This is a genomic window from Paenibacillus faecis (genome assembly GCF_008084145.1).
In the GTDB taxonomy this organism is placed as follows: domain Bacteria; phylum Bacillota; class Bacilli; order Paenibacillales; family Paenibacillaceae; genus Fontibacillus; species Fontibacillus faecis.
The window spans coordinates 334,122-355,715 of the sequence record NZ_VSDO01000006.1 but is presented as its reverse complement, the minus strand read 5'-3'; the positions used below and the strand labels follow the sequence as shown (position 1 = coordinate 355,715).

Sequence of the window (21,594 nt, the reverse complement as noted above, 5' to 3'; positions counted from 1 at the left end):
TCATGGGCATTTTTTCAAATGCGGCAAAGGGGGAATGACAGATGCTGAATATTTTGGTTGTGGATGACGAACCCAAGCACCGAAAGGGATTGTCCCGGATGCTTAAGGAGTTGAAGCCGGAATATAACATTTTTGACGCCAGGGACGGGGCGGAGGCCTTGGAAAGGGTAGGCGTCCATTCGATCGATTTGGTGTTCACCGATATCCAGATGCCAGTGATGGACGGTCTTGAATTCGTGGATCATTTAACACGACGCGGCGGAAGCGAAAGCATCGTCATCATGAGCGCCTACTCGGATTTTGCCTATGCTCAGCGGGCCCTGCAACTGGGGGCGAACGATTATTTGTTAAAACCGGTGGATGAACAAAAGGTGAGGCACTTGCTCGCCAAAGCGGAACAGCAGAGAAGAGCTAGGCGTCTTGCCTCCATTGAATCGTCGATCGCCGAGCTGCTCGCAGGGGAGAATAATGCCGCGGGAGACGCCGCCATTTCGCTTAACGCCTGCTTTCCGGATTTCAAGCAAGGCAAATTTCTCGCTATCGCCTTCAAATCCGCCGCGGATCGAAAATTTTTGCTGCGCGGTCTCAAAGCCATGCTAGGTGCCATTTTAAATGAGGACGGCTATGTCCCCGCTTTTTACGTTGCCGACCATACGTTGATCACTTTAATTCTAAGCCCCGATTTTTCTCCGATTCTGACAAAGGGCTTGGAGAGCAAGCTTGAACAAATGATCATTTACTTCGCACAGGAATACGGAACGGAATTAACGATCGGTTTGGGGCCTTCTTTTAGCGAATGGCCGAATGAAGCGCGAAGGGCCTGTAAACAAGCCTGCGGCGCGCTTCGTATTCAATTTTTTAACGGGGGAGGGAGGTTGTACGATGCGGAAGACGAGATGAATGCGGGGGTATTTCCGGCCGTCGTGAAACTCGACGTGGATGGGTTGACGAAGGCCGTACTGAGCGGGAACAGGCCGGAAATTTCCAACTTTGTGGAGTTGGCCGTAAACCGGGCGATGGATGAAAGACTTCCCGACCCGGAAAAATTAAAGTTTGCGACGGCCGCCGCCATCCATCACCTCACTTCCTGTTTCGCCGAAAAGGGCCACAGCCCTCTGCATAGCGCCGCTTACGAAGAAGCTCTGCTGAAGTGCAAAGATGTGGATGAACTCAAAACAGCGGCCATTTCGTGGATCCTTGAGTTAACGGACCGCCTGGACCAACAAAGGCAGCATAAAACGGAGTCGATTATCGATAGCTGCAAAGCCTATATTGAACGGCACTATGCCGAAGAAGACCTCTCGCTCAGCACGCTTGCCGCGAAATTTCATTTTAATCCTTCATATTTTTGTATCCTTTTTAAAAATCAGACCCGGATGACACTGCACCAGTATATAACCCGAACCCGAATGAGGGCCGCGGCCGATTTGCTGCTGCAAACTTCCCTGCGGGTTTACCAAATCGCCGAGAACGTCGGATATAAAGATCCGAAGTATTTTATCCGCCTGTTTCGCAAGGAATTCGGCACAAGCCCGGAAGAATACCGTCATTTGTCCGCCACACGTTAAATAAGGAAGGGATGCCTTTGAGAAGACGTCATGTTTGGCAGCGCTTAAATGATCTCAGTTACAGGACCAAGCTATTGTTGACCTACACGTTGATCGCCACGATCCCGCTCGCCATTCTGAGTTGGAAAAATTACTACGCCAGCACCGAATTCGTCTCGGAATTCGCCCGGGAGAATCTGTATTCGATCGTGCGGCAGAACAATGAAATTCTGGACGCCGAGCTCTCCCGGGCGGAAGAAAGCAGCCTGGCCATGATCGGGGAGCAGGTGCTGTTCGAGCAGTACTTACAAGCGAACCCGCGAGATGAATACAGTATGATCAATATGGAAAAAAAGGTGAGCCGGGTATTAAACAAATATTTTCCCGAGATGGATCAAATGTTCTCCATCCACTTAATGACCCGTTATTCCAACATCGGATCAACGGGTTCCTCCAACCTTATCCCTTATGAAAATTTCCACCAAACCCCGCTATACCGGGCGGCTTTGCAAGCTGACGGCGGCATGGCCTGGTTTCCCACCTTTTCCTACGAACGAATGTTTCAACGGGAAATCAGTCAGGCCAACCCGCCGGAACATGCCCGACTGCTGGCGGGAGTACGTCTGATGAAACTGTTTAAAATCAACAACAGCGAAGTGATCGAGCTGAATGAAAAGGTCGAGCCGCCGATACTGGTTATCACGTACCGCCCGGAAATCTACCGTTCCCGTTTCACCCGGACGCTCCCTTCCACCGGAGCTTCTTTTTTTATCTTCACTCCCGAAGGGAGGCTTGTGTCCGGTACGGATCAGGTGCGGGAAGGAGCGCTGGCGAAGCCCGAATGGCTGGATAAAGCGGTGAAAATGAGGAGCGGAACGCTGTCGGTGATGCAAGACGGAAAGCCGCAGATCGTTTGCTTCGACACCTCGGAGGTGACGGGCTGGATTTCGGCGGTGACCATATCACCAGACGCCCTGGGGGCCGCTTTTTTGCCGGAAATTAAATCCACCACATTCAACCTGACCCTGCTTCTGTTGATGATATCGCTTCTGTTGGCGTTCATCTTCTCCAGTTCCATCACCAGGCCGATCCACCAATTGCTCCGTGCGATCAAAAAGACGGGGGAGGGCGAGTTCGACACCCGGGTTCCGGTCGATTCCTATAACGAAATGGGTTTGTTGATTCACAAATTCAATCAGATGAACAAGAAAGTCAGCCATCTGATCGAGGAGAATTACAAGGTCAAGCTTCGGGAGAAAGAAATGCAAATGATGGCGCTGAACATTCAGCTAAATCCGCATTTTTTGTACAACACGCTGAACATTATGAATTGGACGGCACTGGAGAACAACCAAAAAGAATTGAGCCGGATGATCGTCAGTTTATCCTCGATGCTGCAGTACACCACCGAAAACCGTCAGGATATCGGCGACTTGAAAGAGGATATGAACTGGCTTCGCCATTACATCTTCATCACCGAGCAGCGGTTTGAGGACAAGTTCCGGGTCACCTTCGACATCGCACCCGAACTATATGACTATAAAGTGCCCAAGCTTTTTCTGCAGCCGTTTGTGGAAAATGCGATCGTCCATGGATTCGCCCGCCTGCATAGCGGGGGAAGGATTGTCATACGCGGCCGGTTGGAAGGGGAGGCGCGGATTTTTACGGTCGAGGACAACGGCATCGGAATCCCCGAAAGCAGATTGGCCGAGATCCGGAAGACGGAAGGAGAATCTGTCGGCATTCGAAACGTGGATCAAAGAATCAAGCTGATCTACGGCGACGGTTATGGTGTATCCCTTCATTCCGTGGAGGGAGAGGGAACTTTGGTGAACATTAAGCTGCCGTTGGCAAACGCATAAAAATACTCCACCATTCCAAAAATGTTCGAATTTTTTTTGGAAGCGCTATTTTTTACAATAAATATACAAATCGTTTGTCTACGAATGGAGGTTGGATGATGAGAAAGGGGAAACGTTTTGCGGGATGGGTGTTGTCGGCGGTATTGGCTTTAACGTTCTCGCTCACGGCGTGCTCGGACAGTGGAGGCTCCTCGCAAAGTCAAACGAACGGAGCCGGCGGGAAGGAGGAACCGGTTAAGCTCAAGTTCTCCTTTTGGGGAGACACGATCGAGAAAAAGACCGTTACGGAAGCGCTTAAACGCTTCGAAGAGAAGACCGGCATCGAGGTGGAACCGATGCACGTTCCGGCGGACTATTTAACGAAGCTGACGACGATGGTCGCTGGGAATGTGGCGCCGGACTTGGGATATTTGTCCTCCGGAGCCGCCTTAAGCTGGGGGGCGGACGGAAAGCTGTTAAATCTCGCTCCGCTGATCGAGAAGGATCCGGATTTCAAGAAGGAGGACTATCTCGATCAAGTCTGGTACGAAATCGCCCCGGGCAATGTCATCGGGATGAGCACCGCCGTCGAAGGATACGGACTCATGTACAACAAAGATCTACTGCTGGAAGCGGGCGTCGAGCTGCCTCCCACCGAGGCGGCTAAGGCTTGGGATTGGGACACCTTTGTGGAATATGCGAAAAAACTGACGCTGGACGACCAGGGAAGAAACGCGTTGGATCCCGATTTTAACCCGGAAAAGATCAGGCAGTTCGGCCTTCAATACGATCCTTACAATATGATGGCCGCGGTCGTTTCCAACGGCGGCAACTTCCTGACGGAGGACGGAAAAGGCTTCGGTCTGGCCCGGCCGGAAGCGATCGAAGCGATCCAAAAGCTGGCCGATCTCATGTACGTCCACCATGTATCGCCGACTCCGCTGCAAACCAAAAACCTGCCGGATACGGCGCTGCAAACGAAAAAAGTCGCCATGACGGTGTCCGGCAACTGGGCGCTGCAAGCTTTCGCGGAACAGGATTTCAATCTGGGCGTCGGCGTCCTGCCGAAACTGAAAGAGAGCAACACGCTGCTTGACGGAGCGCCGACGGTTATTTTCCAATCGACCAAACACCCTGAGGAAGCCTGGCTGCTGTACAAATACATGGCGGATCCCGAGTCGGTGCTGCCGCTAATCGAAGGGGGGCTGTGGATGCCTCTGAAGAAAGAATGGTACACCAACCCCGAACTGATCAACAAATGGGCCGCCGGAAACAAGGCGCATCCGGAAGGATATACGGAAGCCTATATGAAACAGACGATTGAGAACGGCATTCGCACTCCGGGTTTCGAAGTGAAGAATCTGGACAAAATCAACGCGCTGGTCACCCCGGCTCTCGATCTGGTTTGGACCGGCAAAACGACCGCGGAACAAGCGCTTAAGGAGGTCGAACCCAAAGTTCAGCCGCTGATTCAGGGTTACTACGGAAGGTAATTCGGGTGTCCGAATTTGATCTAGACAGGGGGGATTCCTATTCTTCATAAACGCCGTATCGCACTAGCCGGTATACTTTTCGCCCTGCCCAGCATCTTGGGGCTGATGCTGTTCGTCATTTTGCCGATGATCACCAGTTTGCTGCTCAGTTTTACGGATTACCGGATCGTCAACACTCCCAAATTTATCGGATTTGAGAATTACACCCGGCTGTTCGACGGGACGGATCAATACTTTTACAACTCGCTGTGGGTCACTTTCAAATATGTGATTCTCCGCGTCCCGCTAGGCTTGGTTTTCTCTTTTATTATCGCTTTTGTGCTTAACATGGACTTTATCCGCGGCAAATCCGTCTTCCGCACGATATTTTATCTGCCGTCCATCGTCCCGGCCGTCGCGTCTTCCATGATCTGGATTTGGCTGTTCAGCCCGGACCTCGGATTGTTTAACAGCTTTTTGGGAGCTTTAAACCTGCCCACGCTGGATTGGCTGTACGCGGAAGAGACCGTGGTTCCTTCCATTGTGATGATGAGCCTGTGGGGCATGGGGAGCACGATCATTATTTTCCTGGCGGGTCTGCAAGGCGTACCGAGATCCCTATATGAGGCGGCGATCGTCGACGGCGCGGGAGCTTTGCGGAAATTCCGGCATATTACCATCCCGATGATGACGCCGATCATTTTCTTCAATTTGATTATGGGTTCGATCGGCGCCTTCCAAGTATTTACCGAGGCGTTAATTATGACGCAGGGCGGACCGAATAATGCGAGCCTATTCTATAACTACTACATCTACCGCCAGGCCTTCCAGTTCGGGGAAATGGGGCAGGCTTCGGCCATCGCCTGGATTCTCTTTATGATCATCCTTCTGGTTACCGTGATCTTCTTCCGGACATCCAAATCGTGGGTGTTCTATGAAAGCGAGGTGTAGCTTCCGTGAGCAGAAAACGGCGAATCTCGCAGTGGACCGTATATTTGATTCTCATCCTGGGCGCTTGTTTTTGTTTGTTGCCGCTGTTCTGGCTGGTCCGCAGCTCGATGATGAGCTCGCTGCAAATTTTTGAGATGCCGCCGAAGTGGATTCCTTCTCCATTTCACCTGGAAAATTACGTAGAGGCGCTGACCACGATCGATTTCTTCCGATTCTTTCGGAACACGTTGACCATTACCGTCAGCTGCTTGATCGGCGCGCTGATCAGCAGCTCGCTGGGCGCCTACAGCTATGCGCGGCTGGATTGGCCGGGGAAGAAGTTTTTCTTCGGGCTGCTGCTCGCCAGCATGATGCTTCCCGGTGCGGTCACGTTAATTCCGACGTTCATCGGCTGGAGGCTTGCTGAGCTCATCAACACCTATGTGCCGTTAATTCTTCCTGTCTGGTTTGGCTCAGCCTTCGATATATTCCTGCTGAGGCAGTTTTACAGCAGTATTCCGAGAGATATGGATGAAGCCGCTTATGTAGATGGGGCGGGGCCGTGGACGATATTTTCCCGGATTATCATCCCCTTGTCCAAACCGCCGCTCATCGTCATCGGCTTATTCTCCTTTATGAATTCCTGGAACGATTTTATGGGGCCGCTGGTCTATTTGAACGAGGAAAGCAAATTTACGATGGCGCTGGGGCTCCAGATGTTTCAGTCCCTCCACAGTGCCCAGTGGCATCTGTTGATGGCTGCGTCCACCGTGGTGATTCTGCCGGTGATCGTCGTGTTTTTTATCGGACAGCGTTATTTCATCGAGGGGATCACGTTAACCGGAATGAAAGGGTAGGGAAAAAACGAAAAGGTGTGTGAAGCAAACATGGAAGCTAAGCGACTCGACAACGTGAGGAAGGCCTTGGAAGAACTAGGCCTCGACGGCCTTCTCATCGCCAGTCCGTTTAACCGCAGATATATAACCGGTTTTACGGGGACCGCGGGCACGGTGGTCATTACGCGGGACCAGGCATGGCTGATGACCGATTTTCGCTATACAAGTCAAGCCTCGCAGCAGGCCAAAGCCTTTGAGGTGATCCAGGATACGGGACAACTGCTGGAACTCATTCGTGACAAGCTGGAAGGTACGGGCGTCAAAAGGCTCGGTTTTGAAAAGAATCACGTCTCCTACGCCACCTACGGGTCATATAAGGAAGCATTTCAGGGGATCGAACTTGTCCCGACGGAACATCTGGTCGAAAAGCTGAGAGGCATCAAGGATGACAAGGAGCAAGCCTGCATCCGCAGAGCGGTTGAAATTACAGACCTGGCCTTTGCCCATATTCTGGATTATTTGAAGCCCGGCGTTTCCGAGAGGGAGGTGTCCGCGGAACTGGAGTATTTTATGCGCAAGAACGGCGCCGTCTCATCGGCTTACGCCACGATCGTCGCTTCCGGCGAACGTTCGGCGCTGCCGCACGGGCTGGCGAGCGATAAGCTGCTGGGTCCGAATGAGTTCGTAACTCTGGATTTTGGCGCGAACTACGAAGGTTACTGTTCCGATTTGACCCGGACGGTATTTATCGGGAGCCCGAGCGATCGCCAGAAGGAAATTTACAGGATTGTTCTGGAGGCCAACGAAGCGACATTAAACGGTTTAAAGCCGGGTATGACGGGGAAAGAAGGGGACGCGCTGGCGCGGGATATCATTGCCGGCCATGGATACGGGGAGTATTTCGGCCACGGCCTCGGGCATGCGTTCGGGCTGGAGATCCATGAGTTGATGCGGTTTTCCCAGCGGACGGAAGACCGGTTGGAGCCCGGCATGATCATGACGGTGGAGCCCGGCATCTATATTCCCGGCTTCTGCGGCGTCCGGATCGAAGACGATATTGTCGTGACGGAGACGGGGATCGACGTGCTGACGACATCGACCAAAGAACTGATAGTTCTCTAGGACGGAATCGAGGGAGAGGTTCATGAACGCGGAATCAGCGGAAGTCGTGATCATCGGCGGGGGAATTATCGGCATGTCGATCGCCTACTATACGGCAAAAGCGGGAATGGACGTCCTTGTTCTGGAGCGCGGAGAGATCGCGGGAGGCACCTCTTCCAAATGCGACGGGAATATTCTGGCCATCGACAAGGATCCCGGATTTGACAGTCAAATGTCCTTGAAATCACAGGAACTGGTAGCGGAATGGGTGAAGGACCTGGATGAAGAATTCGAGTACCGCGCCCCCGGGAGCATCCTCGTCTGCGAAACCGATGAAGAGATGCTCGCCGCCGAGAGTTGGGTGTCCCGCCAAAGGGAGGCCGGTCTCCCGTTTCGCATGCTGGACCGCAAAGAGTTGCGCGGGGAGTGGCCCTATTTGGCCCAGGACCTCCCGGGCGGCCTGGAATGCGCCACGGATTCTACGGTCAACCCGGTTTTGCTGACCTATGCGTTAGCTTCGACGGCCCGCCGGTACGGGGCGAGGTTACGAACCCATACACCGGTAACCGGCCTTCTGCTGGATGAGAAAAAGCGGATTCGCGGCGTTGAGACGGCGGAGGGCACGATCCATTCAAAAATCGTCATCAACGCGGCCGGGGTCTGGGCCGGGCAAATCGGGCAAATGGCCGGGATCCCCCTCCCGATAGAGCCCCGGAAAGGGCATATTCTCGTCGCTTCCCGGTGGGCGAATATCGGCAAACGGAAAGTGATGGAGTTTGGGTACTTGATCAGCAAATTCGGCGGGAAGCGGCAGGTGGATCCGAGATTCGAACGATATGGGGTCGCTCTTGTTTTTGAACCGACCGCCTCGCAAAACTTCCTGATCGGCTCAAGCCGGCAATTTGTCGGACTGGATAGCCGGGTGGACCAGGAAGTGATCCGGCTAATCGCGGAAAGGGCGATCCGCTTTTTCCCCGTTCTGGAGCACATCCCGCTGCTGCGGACATACGCCGGGCTCAGGCCCTGGACGCCGGATCATCTGCCGATCGTTTCACCCGTTGACGAGGTGCCGGGGTTTTATGTGGCGGCGGGACATGAAGGGGACGGGATCAGCCTGGCCGCGGTTACGGGGAAAGTGGTCAGCGAGATGCTGAGCGGAACGTCGACCTGCATTCCGGTGGAGCCGCTGCGCTATGACCGATTCCGCCAGGGGATTTCCGTAACAGGGGAGGCGATTTATTGAAAGGGTCCAAAATCGTAACAACCATCGATACACACACGGGCGGAAATCCGACGCGAACGGTTACCTCTGGAGCGCCGGAGCTGATCGGCCGCACGATGACGGAGAAGATGGTCTATATGTCCGAACATTACGACCATTTTCGTCAGGCGCTGATGCTGGAGCCCCGAGGGCATGAGGTGATGTCCGGGTGCATTCTGACCGCACCCTGCGACGCCAGGGCCGACCTGGGCGTGGTGTTCATCGAGACCGGCGGTTATTTGCCGATGTGCGGTCATGATACGATCGGCCTCTGTACGGCGCTGGTAGAGGGAGGGATCTATCCCGTAAGCAAAGACGTCATCCGGCTGGATACCCCGGCGGGTCTGGTCGAGGCCAGGCTCGAAATCGAAAAAGGCAAGGTGAAGCAGGTGACCTTCACCAATATCGCTTCTTTTTTATACAGGGAGAATGTTCGGGTTACGGTCGGGGAGGCGGGCGAAATTTCCTTGGACATCGCTTACGGCGGCAATTTTTACGGGCTTGTCGATGCGCGTTCGCTGCAACTGCCGCTCGTTCCGTCCCGGGCCCGGGATATCGTGCGCCTGGCCGTCCGGATCCGGGAGGCGGTGAATCGGGAGATGGAAATCGTCCATCCCGAAATTCCGGTCATCCAGGGACTAACGCATATCGAATTTTTCAGCGATCCGGTGTCTCCGTCGGCTCACTGTCGAAACACGGTGGTCGTGCCTCCGGGAGGCATCGATCGCTCGCCCTGCGGAACAGGGACCTCGGCGAAAGTGGCGGCTCTATATAAGAAAGGAGAACTGGCCATAGGGGAGGAGTTCGTTCATGAGAGCATCGTCGGATCGCTGTTTCACGCCAAAGTTCTGGAGGAAACCGCGGTCGGCGGTCTGACGGCCGTCATTCCCCAAATTACCGGATCGGCTTGGATAATGGGATTTCATCAATTCGTGATGCGGGAGCAAGACCCGCTATACCGCGGTTTTTTTCTTTACGATTGATTATGGTTCGGAGGCTGGACATGGACATCACAAAATGGTATGCGGCGATCGACACCCACTGCTGCGGGGAGCCGCTGCGCATCATCACCGGGGGCTTGCCGCCGATGGAAGGCGCGACGATGCGGGACAAATCGCTGTTTTTCGAATGGCATTTCGCTTCCGCCAGAAAATGGCTCTTAACCGAACCCCGGGGACATTTCGGGCTGAGAGGGGCGGTCGTGACGGCCCCGGTGACGAAGGAAGCCCGATTCGGACTTTTGTTTCTGCACCAAGAGGGCCATTCTTCCATAAATGTCCCCGGTATCATTTCCGCGGTGACGGCATGGCTTGACACCGGTCAGCTGGACCCCGCGGAAGCGGCGAAGGGCATTCGGATCGATTGTCCGGCCGGGACGGTTCGGGCTTATGCGGAATGGGAAGAAGAGGAGCTGCGCGCGGTATCCGTCGAATGCGTGCCCTGCTTTGTTCTGGCGGAGCAACTGATGCTGACCGTGCAGGGGGTGGAAGTGAAAGCGGATCTCGCTTTTAGCGGCGAATGTTACGCGGTGGTCGATGCCGACGAGATCGGCTTGGATTTCGCAGGAGAAGCAGCGCTCCACAAAATACAGGAATGGGGCAGCCTGATTCTTGAGGCCGTGACGAATCGGCTGAACATGGAGCATTCGCGTTTGGACTGGGGTTCAGGAATGTACGGCGTGTTCTTCTACCGCCGGGAAAATCCCGATTCCGGCGGCCGGTTATACCGCAGCACGGCGGTGTTTGCGGGCGAGCAGTTGGACCGCTCCCCCGGAGGGGCGGGGGCCTGCGCCCATATGGCGGTATTGTGGTCACGCGGCCTGCTGGCTCAAGGCGAGAGGGTCACCTACATCGGAATCACGGGAACGGAAGTCCACGCCATGATCCTAAAAGAAACGGAAGCTTACGGGAATAAATCCGCAGTGGTTCCGCGGATAACGGGAAGCGGCCATATCCTGGGATTTATGAATTTGGTTCTGGATCCGTCCGATCCGCTGGCTGATGGTTTTGTTGTTTATTAGATGAATTATTAATTATATTAAGTGAAGGGCAGGTAGGATCATGCCAAGATTCGAAGGTGTCTATGTGGCTTTGGTGACGCCGTTTACGGCGGATTACGAGGTGGATTACAAGCGATTGGGCGAGCTGTGCGAATGGCTTATCTCCCAAGGGGTTCACGGTCTGGTGCCCGCGGGCTCCCTGGGGGAATACGCAACGATGACGGAGGAAGAGCGCGCCAGGGTGGTCGAGACCGTCATCGCGGCCGCGGCCGGCCGGGTCCCGGTCGTAGCGGGTTCCGCGGCTCCGTCCACGAAGCAGGCCGTCGCCTGGGTGAAACACGCGAAGGAAGCGGGGGCCGCCGGGGTGATGGCGCTTCCTCCGATCAATTACCGGCCGCTTGAGCATGAGGTGATCGCTCACTATGAAGCGATAAATGAAGTGGGGCTGCCGATCATCGCTTACAATAACCCGCATGATTACAAAGTCGACCTGACCCCGCAGCTGCTTGCCCTGCTATCCAAGCTGGAAAATATCGTGGCCGTCAAAGAATTTTCGGGGGATATCCGCCGCGTGCACGACATTTTGACCTATACGGATTTGGAGGTGATGATCGGGGTTGACGACCTGTCGATGGAAGGTCCGCTGTTCGGAGCGACGGGGTGGATTTCCGGCGTTCCGAATGCTCTGCCGAAGGAGGGGGTTGAATTGTTCGGGCTGGCAAGACAAGGCAAAGTAAAGGAGGCGACGGACCTGTACCGGAACTTGCTTCCGCTGTTCCATTTCGATGCGAGTCCACAGCTTGTTCAGTCCATCAAATACATGATGGAGCTGGCCGGGTTCCCCGCGGGCCCGACCCGGCCGCCCCGTCTGCCTCTGCCGGAAGCCGATTACGAAGCGATTAAACACGCGTACGACCTTGCGGTTAACCGTGGACGGGTTCAACCGGCGACATGACGTCTTTTTGCAGGCTTATCGAATCAGTTCGAAACAGTTCGAAACAGGAGGGATGGGAAATGTGGAACAGCCGAAATTGGATCGGCGGGGAGTGGATCACACCGTCAGCCGGAACCTGCGCCGTAAATAACCCTTCTTGTGTTCAAGAACAGGTAGGGGTGCTGCATTTATCCGATGCTTCCCAAGTCATTCAGGCGGAGGAAGCGGCACGGTCGGCGTTGGCTTCCTGGTCCCGGCTAACGGGTGCCGCAAGAGCGGAGCATCTGTATCGATTGGCCGGCTCGCTGGAATCCAACGCGGAGGAAGTGGTGCGGCTGGCGTGCCTGGAAATGGGCAAGCCGATTGCGGAGATGCGCGGCGAGGTGATGCGGGGCGTCCATCTCCTGCGCTATTATGCCGCGGAGGGGGTCCGGGCCGTCGGCGCGGTCATTCCTTCCAGCGAGAGGGATGTTCTTCAATATACCAAGAAGGTGCCGTTAGGCGTCGTGGGGGTGATTACGCCCTGGAATTTTCCCGTGGCCATTCCGATCTGGAAAATCGCGCCGGCTTTGATCTGCGGCAATACGGTGATTTGGAAACCGGCCGAAATCGCTTCGCTGACCGCTACGCGGCTCGTGGAAATCTTCGCGGAGGCCGGGCTTCCTCCCGGGGTTCTGAATTTGGTGGTCGGCAAAGGGAGCCAGATCGGCGACGTTCTGCTTGAGAAAATTTCGCTCGATGCGGTCAGTTTCACGGGCTCCACGGCTACGGGGACGCGAATCGCTCAACTCTGCGCCAAGCGCAATATCAAGTACCAGACGGAGATGGGCGGCAAGAACGCCGCCATCGTTTTAAACGATGCCGATCTGGAGAAGATTGTCCCCATGGTGGTGAGCGGGGCCTTTCGCTCGGCCGGCCAGAAATGTACGGCGACCAGCCGGATCATTGTCGAATCGGGGATCTACGATGCCTTTGCCTCCGCTTTGCAAAGGGCCGTAGCGGAGCTTAAACTGGCTCCCGCCCTGGACCCTTCGGCTTATCTCGGTCCCGTCGCCTCCTCGAGCCAGTACGGGGCGGTAACGTCTTTCGTCCAACTGGCCCGGAAGGAAGCCGAAATTTTGGCGGAGGGTCCACCGCCGGCGACCGGCGGGGAGCAGGGCTATTTTATCCGTCCGATCGTGGCCGCCGGCTTGAATGTGCAGCATCCGCTCGTTCGGGAAGAGGTATTTGGTCCGGTTGCCGCGGTGCTGCAAGCCTCCGACTTTGACGAAGCGGTCAGCTTGTGCAACCAGTCCGTTTACGGCTTGAGCGCTTCTCTCTTTACCGAGAATTTGTCCTATGCCCACCGGTTTCTGGATGAGGCTCAGGCCGGGATGGTCCGCGTTAACCAGGAGACGGCCGGAGTCGAGTATCAGGCTCCTTTTGGGGGCATGAAGCTGTCGAGCTCGCACACTCGCGAACAGGGGCAGGCGGCGCTGGATTTCTACACCGAGACGAAAACCTGTGCGATCCGCTACGTATAGGAGGGGTTTCATGCACCCATTGACGATTTGCCGCTGCGAGGAAGTCACGCTGAAGCAATTGGAGGAAGCTTACGAATCGGGGTGCCGCACCTCCCGGCAGCTTAAAATGAAAACGCGCGCGACCATGGGCGCCTGCCAGGGACGGGTATGCCGGTACCTGCTGGAGACATGGGTTCAGACGAAAAACCCGCAGTCCATCCCCGACCCCGAAATGCTGCCCTCCCGGCCGCCGATCCGGCCTGTCACCTTCGGGCAGCTGGCAAAGGAAGAGGCTTTATGGACCGAATAGTTCATCATCCCATTCTTGGTTCAATGTCCCCCACGCGTGAAAGGGTAAGATTTACGTTCAACGGGCAAGAATTGAGCGGGCTCCAAGGGGAGCCGATCGCGGCCGCTCTGCTCGCTTCCGGAATCCGTACACTGCGCAAGCATGAAGAGTCCGGAACGGTACGCGGGTTGTATTGCGGTATCGGCCATTGCATGGAGTGCCGGCTCATCGTGAACGGGGAAGGACCGGTGCGTTCCTGCCTGACCCCGCTTGCGGAGGGGATGCGGATCACCGAAGGCCCGCAGCTCCCGAATGAAATCACCGGGAGGAGGCTGCCGCCATGAAGAGGGGCGGATTCGACCTGCTGATCGTCGGCGCCGGTCCGGCGGGATTATCGGCGGCCGCGGAAGCGGCGGCCCAGGGCCTTGGAATTCTGGTTATCGATGAATTCCCGGAACCCGGCGGGCGCATGTTGGGACAGTTTCACGAGGAGAAAGGAAAGTGGTGGGTTGGCAGAAGAGCGGCGGAACAACTGATTGCGACATGCAGGAAGCTTGGAGTGGAGATCCGCAGCGGGGTTTCCGTCTATGGCATGCAGAGGGTCGACAGCCATTGGGTCGTCAGAACCTCGTGCGGGCCGCTGACGGCCCATAGCGTCCTGCTCGCGACGGGAGCGGCCGAAATCCCGCAGCCGTGCCCGGGATGGACGCTGCCCGGCGTCATGTCGATCGGCGCCGCCCAAGTCATGGCCAATGTCCATTACGTGAAACCCGGCCATCGGGGGTTGCTCATAGGCGTCAATCCGCTCGCCCTGGCCATCGCCCGCGAACTGGCGGTGAGCGGGGTGACGATCGCGGGGATCGTGCTGCCCGGCCCAGGCCCGCTTACCGGTAAAGAGGCGGGGCCGAAGGAAAATATGGAGCGGCTGATGCGCCTCTCCCATATGGCCCCTTCCCCGCTGCTAAGGATGGGGGGCAGGGCAGCATTCGCGCTCGGGATGAGCGGACTTGTGGCACGATTTTTCCCTAAGCGGGGGGTGAAGATTTGGGATATCCCTTTAAAGCTTCGCACGGCGGCCCTATCTATTAATGGGGCAAATCGTGCGGAGTCCGTGACCTTGGCTGATATTAACGGCCGCGGAGAACTGATTTCCGGCAGCGAACGGGAGGAGGCGGTGGACTTCGTCGCCCTGGCTGGAGGGCTTTACCCTTTGGCCGAGCTGGCTTCGATTGCGGGTTGTCCATTCGTTTACGCCAAAGAACTGGGCGGCCATCTTCCGCTGCACAATGAGAAAATGCAGACGCCTGTGGAAGGCTTGTATGTGGCCGGGAATATTACGGGAATCGAAGGGGCGCAAGTCGCCATGGCGCAGGGACAGCTTGCCGGCGTCAGCGTCTGTGCGGACGCGGGAGTCTTGGGAGAGCGCCGGGAAGCGAAGCTGACCGCCGCCATGGAACATGTCCGGCGCGTCCGGGCCGGAGCTCTGATCCAATTTCATCCGGACATCCCCGAGGCCCGGAGTCGGTTATATCAAATGCGGGAAAGCTGGAGTGTGAACTAGTCATGTCTGTTGAAGCCGAGAAGGATGAGTACAAGGATAAGTATAAGGTGCTGCGTCTGGAAACGGATGCTGGAGTACCATGGAATACAATAACCGCGCAGCTGGCAGCCACCGGCGAAAATACGCTATCCGTGCTGGCCGAATGGGACGAAGGCGGCCGCAGTTATATGGACATCACGGTCAGCGAGTCGGGTTATCCGCAAGTTGCCGACGCATTAAGCAAATGGGATACCGTCAAGCAGGCTCTCGTTTCGGACCCGGTATTACGGCTTCACCTGGACGGGAAGATTGAAGTGGTTCCCAAAACGCCGATTCGCAGCCGGGAAGACCTGTCGTGTGCCTATACCCCGGGAGTAGCCCGAATCAGTACGGCGATTCACCGGAACCCTTCCCTGGCCTACTCTTTTACGATCAAAAGAAATACGGTCGCCATCGTCACCGACGGCTCCGCCGTGCTAGGTTTGGGCGATATCGGCCCGCTTGCGGCCATGCCGGTGATGGAGGGGAAAGCGATGCTGTTCAAACAGCTCGCCGGGGTGGACGCTTTTCCGATTTGCTTGAATACCCGGGATCCGGACGAAATCGTTGAAACCGTCAAAAGAATCTCGCCTGCGTTCGGCGGCATCAATCTGGAGGATATATCATCGCCGCGTTGTTTTGAAATCGAGAGAAGGCTGACGGAAGAGCTGGATATTCCCGTATTTCACGACGATCAGCATGGCACTGCCGTCGTTCTGCTGGCGGGGTTGATGAATGCGGTAAAGGTTGTCGGCAAAACCCTGAAAGATTGCAAGATCGTGATCTGCGGCATCGGAGCGGCCGGGGTAGCTTGCACGAAAATGCTGCTATCCGCCGGCGCGAAACAGATTATCGGTGTCGATCGCCAAGGCGCCATTGTCCGGGAGCAGGTTTACGAACGGGAAATCTGGAACTGGTATGCCCAAAATACGAATCCCGACCTGGAAAAAAGGGGGCTGGCAAACGTCATCAAGGACGCGGACATTTTCGTCGGCTTGTCGGGACCGGGGGCGTTAAAGGCCGAAGATATCCGAAACATGCGGAACGACCCCATTGTATTCGCCTTGGCCAATCCCGTACCGGAAATTTATCCGGAAGAGGCGACGGGGCTCGTTCGCGTCATGGCTACCGGGCGGTCCGATTATCCCAATCAAATCAATAACGTCCTCTGTTTTCCCGGCTTGTTCCGGGGTATATTGGACTGCCGGGCTATCTCGATCACGGACAAGATGAAGCTGTCCGCCGCCGAAGCGATCGCTTCCGTGGTGGAGGAGCACGAACTGCATGAAGGCTATATTATTCCCAGTATTTTCAACCCCAAAGTGGTGGAGCGCGTTCGGGAAGCCGTTAGCCGGGCCGCGGGGGAATCCTAAATCAAATCCGAAATGGAGCGTTCATTTATGAAACAGGGATAAAGGAGGGGATGACATGGGGACAGTGACGGAAGATGAAATCATCGTATTAAAAGACATGGAAGCCCTGTATTTGGGCAATCTCGGTACGGTCGAGTTCAACCTCAACTTGCCTCGGGAAGGAAAGTACGGATCGAGCATCACCTGGCAATCGGAAGATACGCGCTTCCTAAGACCTGACGGCAGCGTGTTCAGACCCAAGTACGGAATCGGCAAGCGAACGGTTCGGTTGCGGGCGTCCTTTCAGTATGGCGATTGCGTCAAGGAGAAGATCTATGAGGTTACCATATTGGAGGAGCCGAACAACATTCAAGTCACCCGGATATATCCTCTTCACTTGCAGGCGGAAACAGGCGCGGTCTATCATCTGCCTTCCGTGGCGGTGGTCGAAACGGAGGAACAAGAGGTCCTTTCCCATCCCGTGGATTGGGAGGAAGGGGAGGAGCGCTTATTCAGTCAAACGGGAACCTTTCAAGTTCATGGCGTTCTTCGGGATACGTCGATCCCGGTATATGCGGAAGTACAGGTATCCGGCGAACGCAACAAGGAAATCGTGTCGACCGCTCCAACCGTGCACGGTTTTCCCGCCCACCGGATTCGGCTAAAAGACGGAACCGAGTTTAAGGCGGCGCAGGACCGGAGCCTGAAGTTCCTGAAAACCGTCGACGATGACCAGATGCTGTTTAATTTCAGAGCCGCCGCCGGGCTGGATACGCTGGGAGTTCCGGAAATGACCGGCTGGGATTCGCCGGAATGCCTGCTCCGCGGGCACACAACGGGGCACTACTTATCCGCGCTGGCCTTGTGCTATGCGGCTACAGGGGACGGGGAGATCAAGCGAAAAGCGGAGTATATCATCGACTCGCTTGCGGAATGCCAGCGGGCCTTTAGCGGCAAGCCCGGATTCCGGGAGGGCTTCCTGAGCGGATACTCGGAGGAGCAATTCGATTTGCTGGAGCGGTTTACGCGTTACCCGGAAATTTGGGCGCCCTATTATACCTTGCACAAAATTTTCGCCGGATTGCTCGACGGATACCGTTATCTGCAAAATGGGACAGCGCTGACCGTCGCGGACAAACTCGGGGACTGGGTGTACCGTAGGTTAAGCCGACTGCCGAAGCCTGTGCTGAACAAGATGTGGAGCATGTATATCGCCGGTGAGTACGGCGGCATGAACGAATCGCTGGCGGAGCTCCACTCCATTACCGGAAAACTGGAACATCTCGCGGCGGCCAAACTGTTCGACAACGACCGCCTGTTCGTTCCGATGTTTGAAGGAATCGACGCCCTGGGCGGGCTTCATGCCAACCAGCATATCCCCCAGGTCCTCGGCGCTTTGAAGATTTTCCAGGTGACCGGGGAAAAGAGGTATTATGAGCTCGCGAGTTTTTTCTGGCGGGCCGTCACGGAGGCCCATATCTACTCGATCGGCGGAACCGGCGAAGGCGAGATGTTCAGGCAGCCGGGAAGAATCGGCGACTATCTTAGCGATAAAACCGCCGAGACCTGCGCTTCCTATAACATGCTGAAGCTTACGAAGGAACTGTTTGCCTACCGGCCGGAAGCGGCAATGATGGATTACTACGAACGGACGATGTTCAACCACATTCTCGCCAGCTGCGACAGCGAACCGACCGGGGGAAGCACATATTTTATGCCGCTCGGGCCGGGATGGACGAAGTCGTTCGATAGCACCGAGAACACCTGCTGTCACGGAACCGGATTGGAAAATCATTTTAAATATGCGGAGGGCATTTATTTTCACAAGGCGGACACCTTGTATGTCAATCTGTTTGTGTCTTCCACCTTGGATTGGCCGGAGCGGAAACTTAAGATTACGCAAGAAGCGGATAAGCGCCATCCGGGAAATGTGACATTAAAATTTGAGGGGAGCGGCACGCTGGACTTGAAGATTCGCCTGCCTCATTGGGCCTCGGGGAATTATAAGGTGATGGTGAACGATCAAGAAATGGACGATGTCGCAAACGACAACGGCTACTTGTCCATTCGCCGGGAATGGCGGGATGGAGATACGGTCAAACTTGGCTTCGGCTGCAGTCTCCGTTTGGAGGCCGCTCCGGACCGGAAGGAACGGGTGTCGCTGGCCTATGGGCCATATGTTTTGGCCGCGCTTTCGGACGTCAAGGAGTTTTTGCGGCTGCCGTTACGGACGGAGAGGCTGGAAGAGCAATTTACGAAGGAAACGGGTTCCCCAGGGTTGGCTTTTCGCTATAACAAGGCGGATCTCCTTTTTGTTCCGCTTGCGGATGTACATCATGAAAGCTATCATGTCTATTTTGAACTCATCTAGGGATGGATGCATGGCTGCCGAAGTTTCGGCGGCTTTTTCTTTGCCGCGGATACGGATGATGACAAGCTTAAAATCGTTTGCATTCTTGATTCGGTTGTACTATTTTATATTTGACACTGAAAAGAACGGAATATCGGGGGCTTCTGTATGAGCGTTTTAAAGGAAAAGATTATCCGATCCGCGATCCGGCTGTTTGCGGAGAAGGGGTACCAGGCCACGTCCATTCAGGATATCGCAGACGATTGCAGTATCGCAAAAGGTTCACTGTACAAATTTTTTGTATCCAAGGACGAACTATATATTCGGATCCTTGAGACACGGCAGCAGGAAATGATGCTCGCGGTGGAACGGATCAGACAGAAAGGATTGGGGGCAAGGGAGACGTTTCTGGAGGAAATCGCTTGCCAGATTCATTTTTATATCGAGCATGGCTATTACATCGCCAGGGATCACAATGAACTTACGATGATCAATAATGACCGGATCGGCGGTGTCATGAACCGGCTGCGGGTCGAGATGTTCCGATATTATCGGGATATTCTGGAGCGGAACTATGGAGAAGCCATTTCCGCTTGGACGTGGGATGCCACCGCTTTATTAAGCGGCATGATTCGGGAGTACACTTTTCATGTGCTTTTCGGCAGTAAGCCGTTGGAACCGCTCGTTCTTGCCGCTTTTATCGCGGACAGGATGGATGATCTGGTAACCGGGATCACGGCGAAGCAGCCTGTTCCCTTACTCTCGGATGAACGGATGGCGGAATACGCGAGAGTTGAGATGAAGTCTTTACATGACCTTCACGAAGAGCGGAAAGCGGGACTTTTCGATGCCTTGACCTCTCTAATTCCCGATTTGATCATACCCAATTCCCGAAAAAAAGATTTGCTCGGCGTTCTGGAAATGCTAGCGGTCGAAATCAAGGCGGAGCAGCCCCGCACCTTCCTTGTTCACGCCTTACTGAAGGACTTGGCCGCGGAAAACGAGCTGGCTTTCTATGTCCATCAGCTCCGTCCTTTGGTGCTGGAACAATTGTAAAAACGCAAAAGAACCTCCGCGGAAGGAGGTTCTTTCTTTTTGCTTGCCGCCGACGATACGGGGCTGGAGGGTCATGGCTTGCCGGTTTCCGAAGAAGGGAGTTGCGGCCTTCTTAAAAAGAAGCTTAACGCCAATCCGACCAACGCGATACAGGCGGCCAGTAAAAAGGTTTCGCCGTAGGCGGCCATACTTCCCTGCAACAGACCGGCGGCATCCGAACTTTGTGCCTGATTCGCCGTTAACCTGGACGAGAGGACGCCTGTGAAACCGGCGATGGCAAAGGAAGAGACCACCTGTTGGGTTGCGCTCGTGAGCGGGGTGACTCTACTGACCAGGGCGGGAGGAGTCGCGTTGAGCACATGGGTATTCAGCGACATCATGGAAAGTCCCATCCCGGATCCCAAAAAGAATAAAGCCAGCAGAATCATCACGAGCGGGGTGTCCATCTTCAGGAACGACATCGCGAAAAGCGCCGCCGAGATCAGCGTCATCCCGACGATCAAAGGAGGACGCGCCCCGACCTTGTCGAAGAGCTTGCCCGCCATCGGCATAAAAATCATCGCTCCGATCGCTTGCGGCAGCATGATCAGCCCCGTCTGAAATGGAGAATAAAATTTGATCTGCTGAAGGAGAAGCGGAAACAGCAGTACGGTGCCGAACAAAGCGGTCTGCATGATCCACAAATTAATAATTCCCCGCGTAAAATCCGCCGTTTTGAATACCCGCAGTTCCATCAGAGGCTGAGGGTGCCGGAGGCAGTTTGCGATAAATAAAAGCAGCGCGGCTCCTCCCACCGCGAGGCCCGTCAGTGTCCGGGGGGAGGTCCAGCTTACCCCGCCTTCGCTGACTCCGAATGTGATCATGGCGAAAGCCAGCGGCCCCAGGACCATCCCTCGAATGTCCAAAGAAGATGCCGTATTCCCCGGGAAAGAAGGCAGGTGTTTCGCGCCGATCAGAATGCCCATAATCCCGATGGGGAGATTGATCAGAAATATCCACTGCCAGTTCACGTATTCAACCAGCCAACCGGATAGCACCGGGCCAAGGGCGGGAGCCAGAAGCATGGGGATCCCGAACATGCCGATGACCGCCCCTCTTTTATCGGGGGGCGCCAGCCGGTATACCATGGCGGTCCCGATCGGCGACACCATGCCTCCGCCAAGTCCCTGGATGACCCGGAAAAGAATCAGCTGTTCAGGTGTTCTGGCAAGGCTGCACAGAATGGAGCCCAACGTGAATAAACCAATGGACATCAGAAACACGCGTTTGGGTTGAAACTTATCCGACATCCAGCCTGCCAGCGGGATTACCGCAGAAAGGGCGAGAGTATAGGCGGTGACGGACCATTGAATCACTTGAAGTGACGTATCAAAATAATGGACCAGTGTGGGAACGGCGACATTTACAGCGGTACTGTCGAGAATGACCATAAACGTCCCGATAATTACAGCCATCAGAGGAGCGAACAACTGTTTGATGGAAAAGTCCTTCGACAGTGACTGTGCGGTGCTTTGGGATGAAACGGATGGACTGGACATCTTGCAT

General features: G+C 55.3%; 18 protein-coding genes. 17 read left to right on the top strand and 1 reads right to left on the bottom strand.

Annotated elements, in window-relative coordinates:
• Nucleotides 1-41: 41 nt before the first annotated feature.
• The 17 genes from FRY98_RS26785 to FRY98_RS26705 all read left to right on the top strand — a co-directional run bounded on the left by FRY98_RS26785 (nucleotide 42) and on the right by FRY98_RS26705 (nucleotide 20,049).
• Nucleotides 42-1,568 carry a response regulator transcription factor gene (locus tag FRY98_RS26785; protein WP_148457765.1) on the top strand — a complete coding sequence of 509 codons (1,527 nt, stop codon included), beginning with the start codon at nucleotides 42-44 and terminating at the stop codon, nucleotides 1,566-1,568.
• 17 nt (nucleotides 1,569-1,585) lie between these two features.
• The gene (locus tag FRY98_RS26780) at nucleotides 1,586-3,409 is read left to right on the top strand and encodes a sensor histidine kinase (protein ID WP_170287201.1); all 1,824 of its coding nucleotides are present in this window, start codon (nucleotides 1,586-1,588) and stop codon (nucleotides 3,407-3,409) included.
• A 98-nt stretch (nucleotides 3,410-3,507) separates the two neighbouring features.
• Nucleotides 3,508-4,881: an ABC transporter substrate-binding protein gene (locus FRY98_RS26775; RefSeq protein ID WP_148457763.1), complete on the top strand. Its 1,374-nt coding sequence runs from the start codon at nucleotides 3,508-3,510 to the stop codon at nucleotides 4,879-4,881.
• A 105-nt stretch (nucleotides 4,882-4,986) separates the two neighbouring features.
• Nucleotides 4,987-5,811: a carbohydrate ABC transporter permease gene (locus FRY98_RS26770; protein WP_211373373.1), complete on the top strand. Its 825-nt coding sequence runs from the start codon at nucleotides 4,987-4,989 to the stop codon at nucleotides 5,809-5,811.
• 5 nt (nucleotides 5,812-5,816) lie between these two features.
• Nucleotides 5,817-6,647, top strand: coding sequence for a carbohydrate ABC transporter permease (locus tag FRY98_RS26765; protein ID WP_148457762.1), 831 nt, complete (start codon nucleotides 5,817-5,819; stop codon nucleotides 6,645-6,647).
• Nucleotides 6,648-6,677: 30 nt separating this feature from the next.
• Nucleotides 6,678-7,748 carry an aminopeptidase P family protein gene (locus FRY98_RS26760; protein ID WP_148457761.1) on the top strand — a complete coding sequence of 357 codons (1,071 nt, stop codon included), beginning with the start codon at nucleotides 6,678-6,680 and terminating at the stop codon, nucleotides 7,746-7,748.
• 22 nt (nucleotides 7,749-7,770) lie between these two features.
• Nucleotides 7,771-8,970, top strand: coding sequence for an NAD(P)/FAD-dependent oxidoreductase (locus FRY98_RS26755; protein WP_148457760.1), 1,200 nt, complete (start codon nucleotides 7,771-7,773; stop codon nucleotides 8,968-8,970).
• Complete coding sequence (locus FRY98_RS26750) at nucleotides 8,967-9,971, top strand: proline racemase family protein (RefSeq protein ID WP_148457759.1); 1,005 nt, start codon at nucleotides 8,967-8,969, stop codon at nucleotides 9,969-9,971. Before FRY98_RS26755 ends, FRY98_RS26750 begins: the two co-directional genes overlap by 4 nt.
• A 20-nt stretch (nucleotides 9,972-9,991) precedes the next feature.
• Entirely contained in the window at nucleotides 9,992-11,008 is a 1,017-nt protein-coding gene (locus tag FRY98_RS26745; RefSeq protein WP_170287200.1) for a proline racemase family protein, read from the top strand.
• A 40-nt stretch (nucleotides 11,009-11,048) separates the two neighbouring features.
• A complete protein-coding gene (locus FRY98_RS26740; protein WP_148457757.1) occupies nucleotides 11,049-11,942 on the top strand; it encodes a dihydrodipicolinate synthase family protein in 894 nt (297 codons plus the stop codon).
• 59 nt (nucleotides 11,943-12,001) lie between these two features.
• Complete coding sequence (locus tag FRY98_RS26735) at nucleotides 12,002-13,444, top strand: aldehyde dehydrogenase family protein (RefSeq protein ID WP_148457756.1); 1,443 nt, start codon at nucleotides 12,002-12,004, stop codon at nucleotides 13,442-13,444.
• A 10-nt stretch (nucleotides 13,445-13,454) separates the two neighbouring features.
• Nucleotides 13,455-13,733, top strand: coding sequence for a (2Fe-2S)-binding protein (locus tag FRY98_RS26730; protein WP_148457755.1), 279 nt, complete (start codon nucleotides 13,455-13,457; stop codon nucleotides 13,731-13,733).
• Nucleotides 13,721-14,056 (top strand): (2Fe-2S)-binding protein, encoded by a 336-nt coding sequence (locus FRY98_RS26725; protein WP_148457754.1) that lies wholly within the window; start codon nucleotides 13,721-13,723, stop codon nucleotides 14,054-14,056. Before FRY98_RS26730 ends, FRY98_RS26725 begins: the two co-directional genes overlap by 13 nt.
• On the top strand, nucleotides 14,053-15,273 hold the full coding sequence (locus tag FRY98_RS26720) for an NAD(P)/FAD-dependent oxidoreductase (RefSeq protein ID WP_148457753.1): 1,221 nt from the start codon (nucleotides 14,053-14,055) through the stop codon (nucleotides 15,271-15,273). The genes FRY98_RS26725 and FRY98_RS26720 overlap by 4 nt, the downstream gene beginning before the upstream one ends.
• Nucleotides 15,274-15,275: 2 nt before the next feature.
• Nucleotides 15,276-16,664 carry an NAD(P)-dependent malic enzyme gene (locus tag FRY98_RS26715; protein ID WP_148457752.1) on the top strand — a complete coding sequence of 463 codons (1,389 nt, stop codon included), beginning with the start codon at nucleotides 15,276-15,278 and terminating at the stop codon, nucleotides 16,662-16,664.
• Between the two features lie 55 nt (nucleotides 16,665-16,719).
• Complete coding sequence (locus tag FRY98_RS26710; RefSeq protein ID WP_148457751.1) at nucleotides 16,720-19,014, top strand: beta-L-arabinofuranosidase domain-containing protein; 2,295 nt, start codon at nucleotides 16,720-16,722, stop codon at nucleotides 19,012-19,014.
• Between the two features lie 147 nt (nucleotides 19,015-19,161).
• Entirely contained in the window at nucleotides 19,162-20,049 is an 888-nt protein-coding gene (locus FRY98_RS26705; protein WP_148457750.1) for a TetR/AcrR family transcriptional regulator, read from the top strand.
• Between the two features lie 71 nt (nucleotides 20,050-20,120).
• Here FRY98_RS26705 and FRY98_RS26700 read toward each other — a convergent pair whose 3' ends face one another.
• Nucleotides 20,121-21,587, bottom strand: a complete 1,467-nt coding sequence (locus FRY98_RS26700) for an MDR family MFS transporter (RefSeq protein ID WP_148457749.1) — start codon at nucleotides 21,585-21,587, stop codon at nucleotides 20,121-20,123.
• Nucleotides 21,588-21,594: the final 7 nt, after the last annotated feature.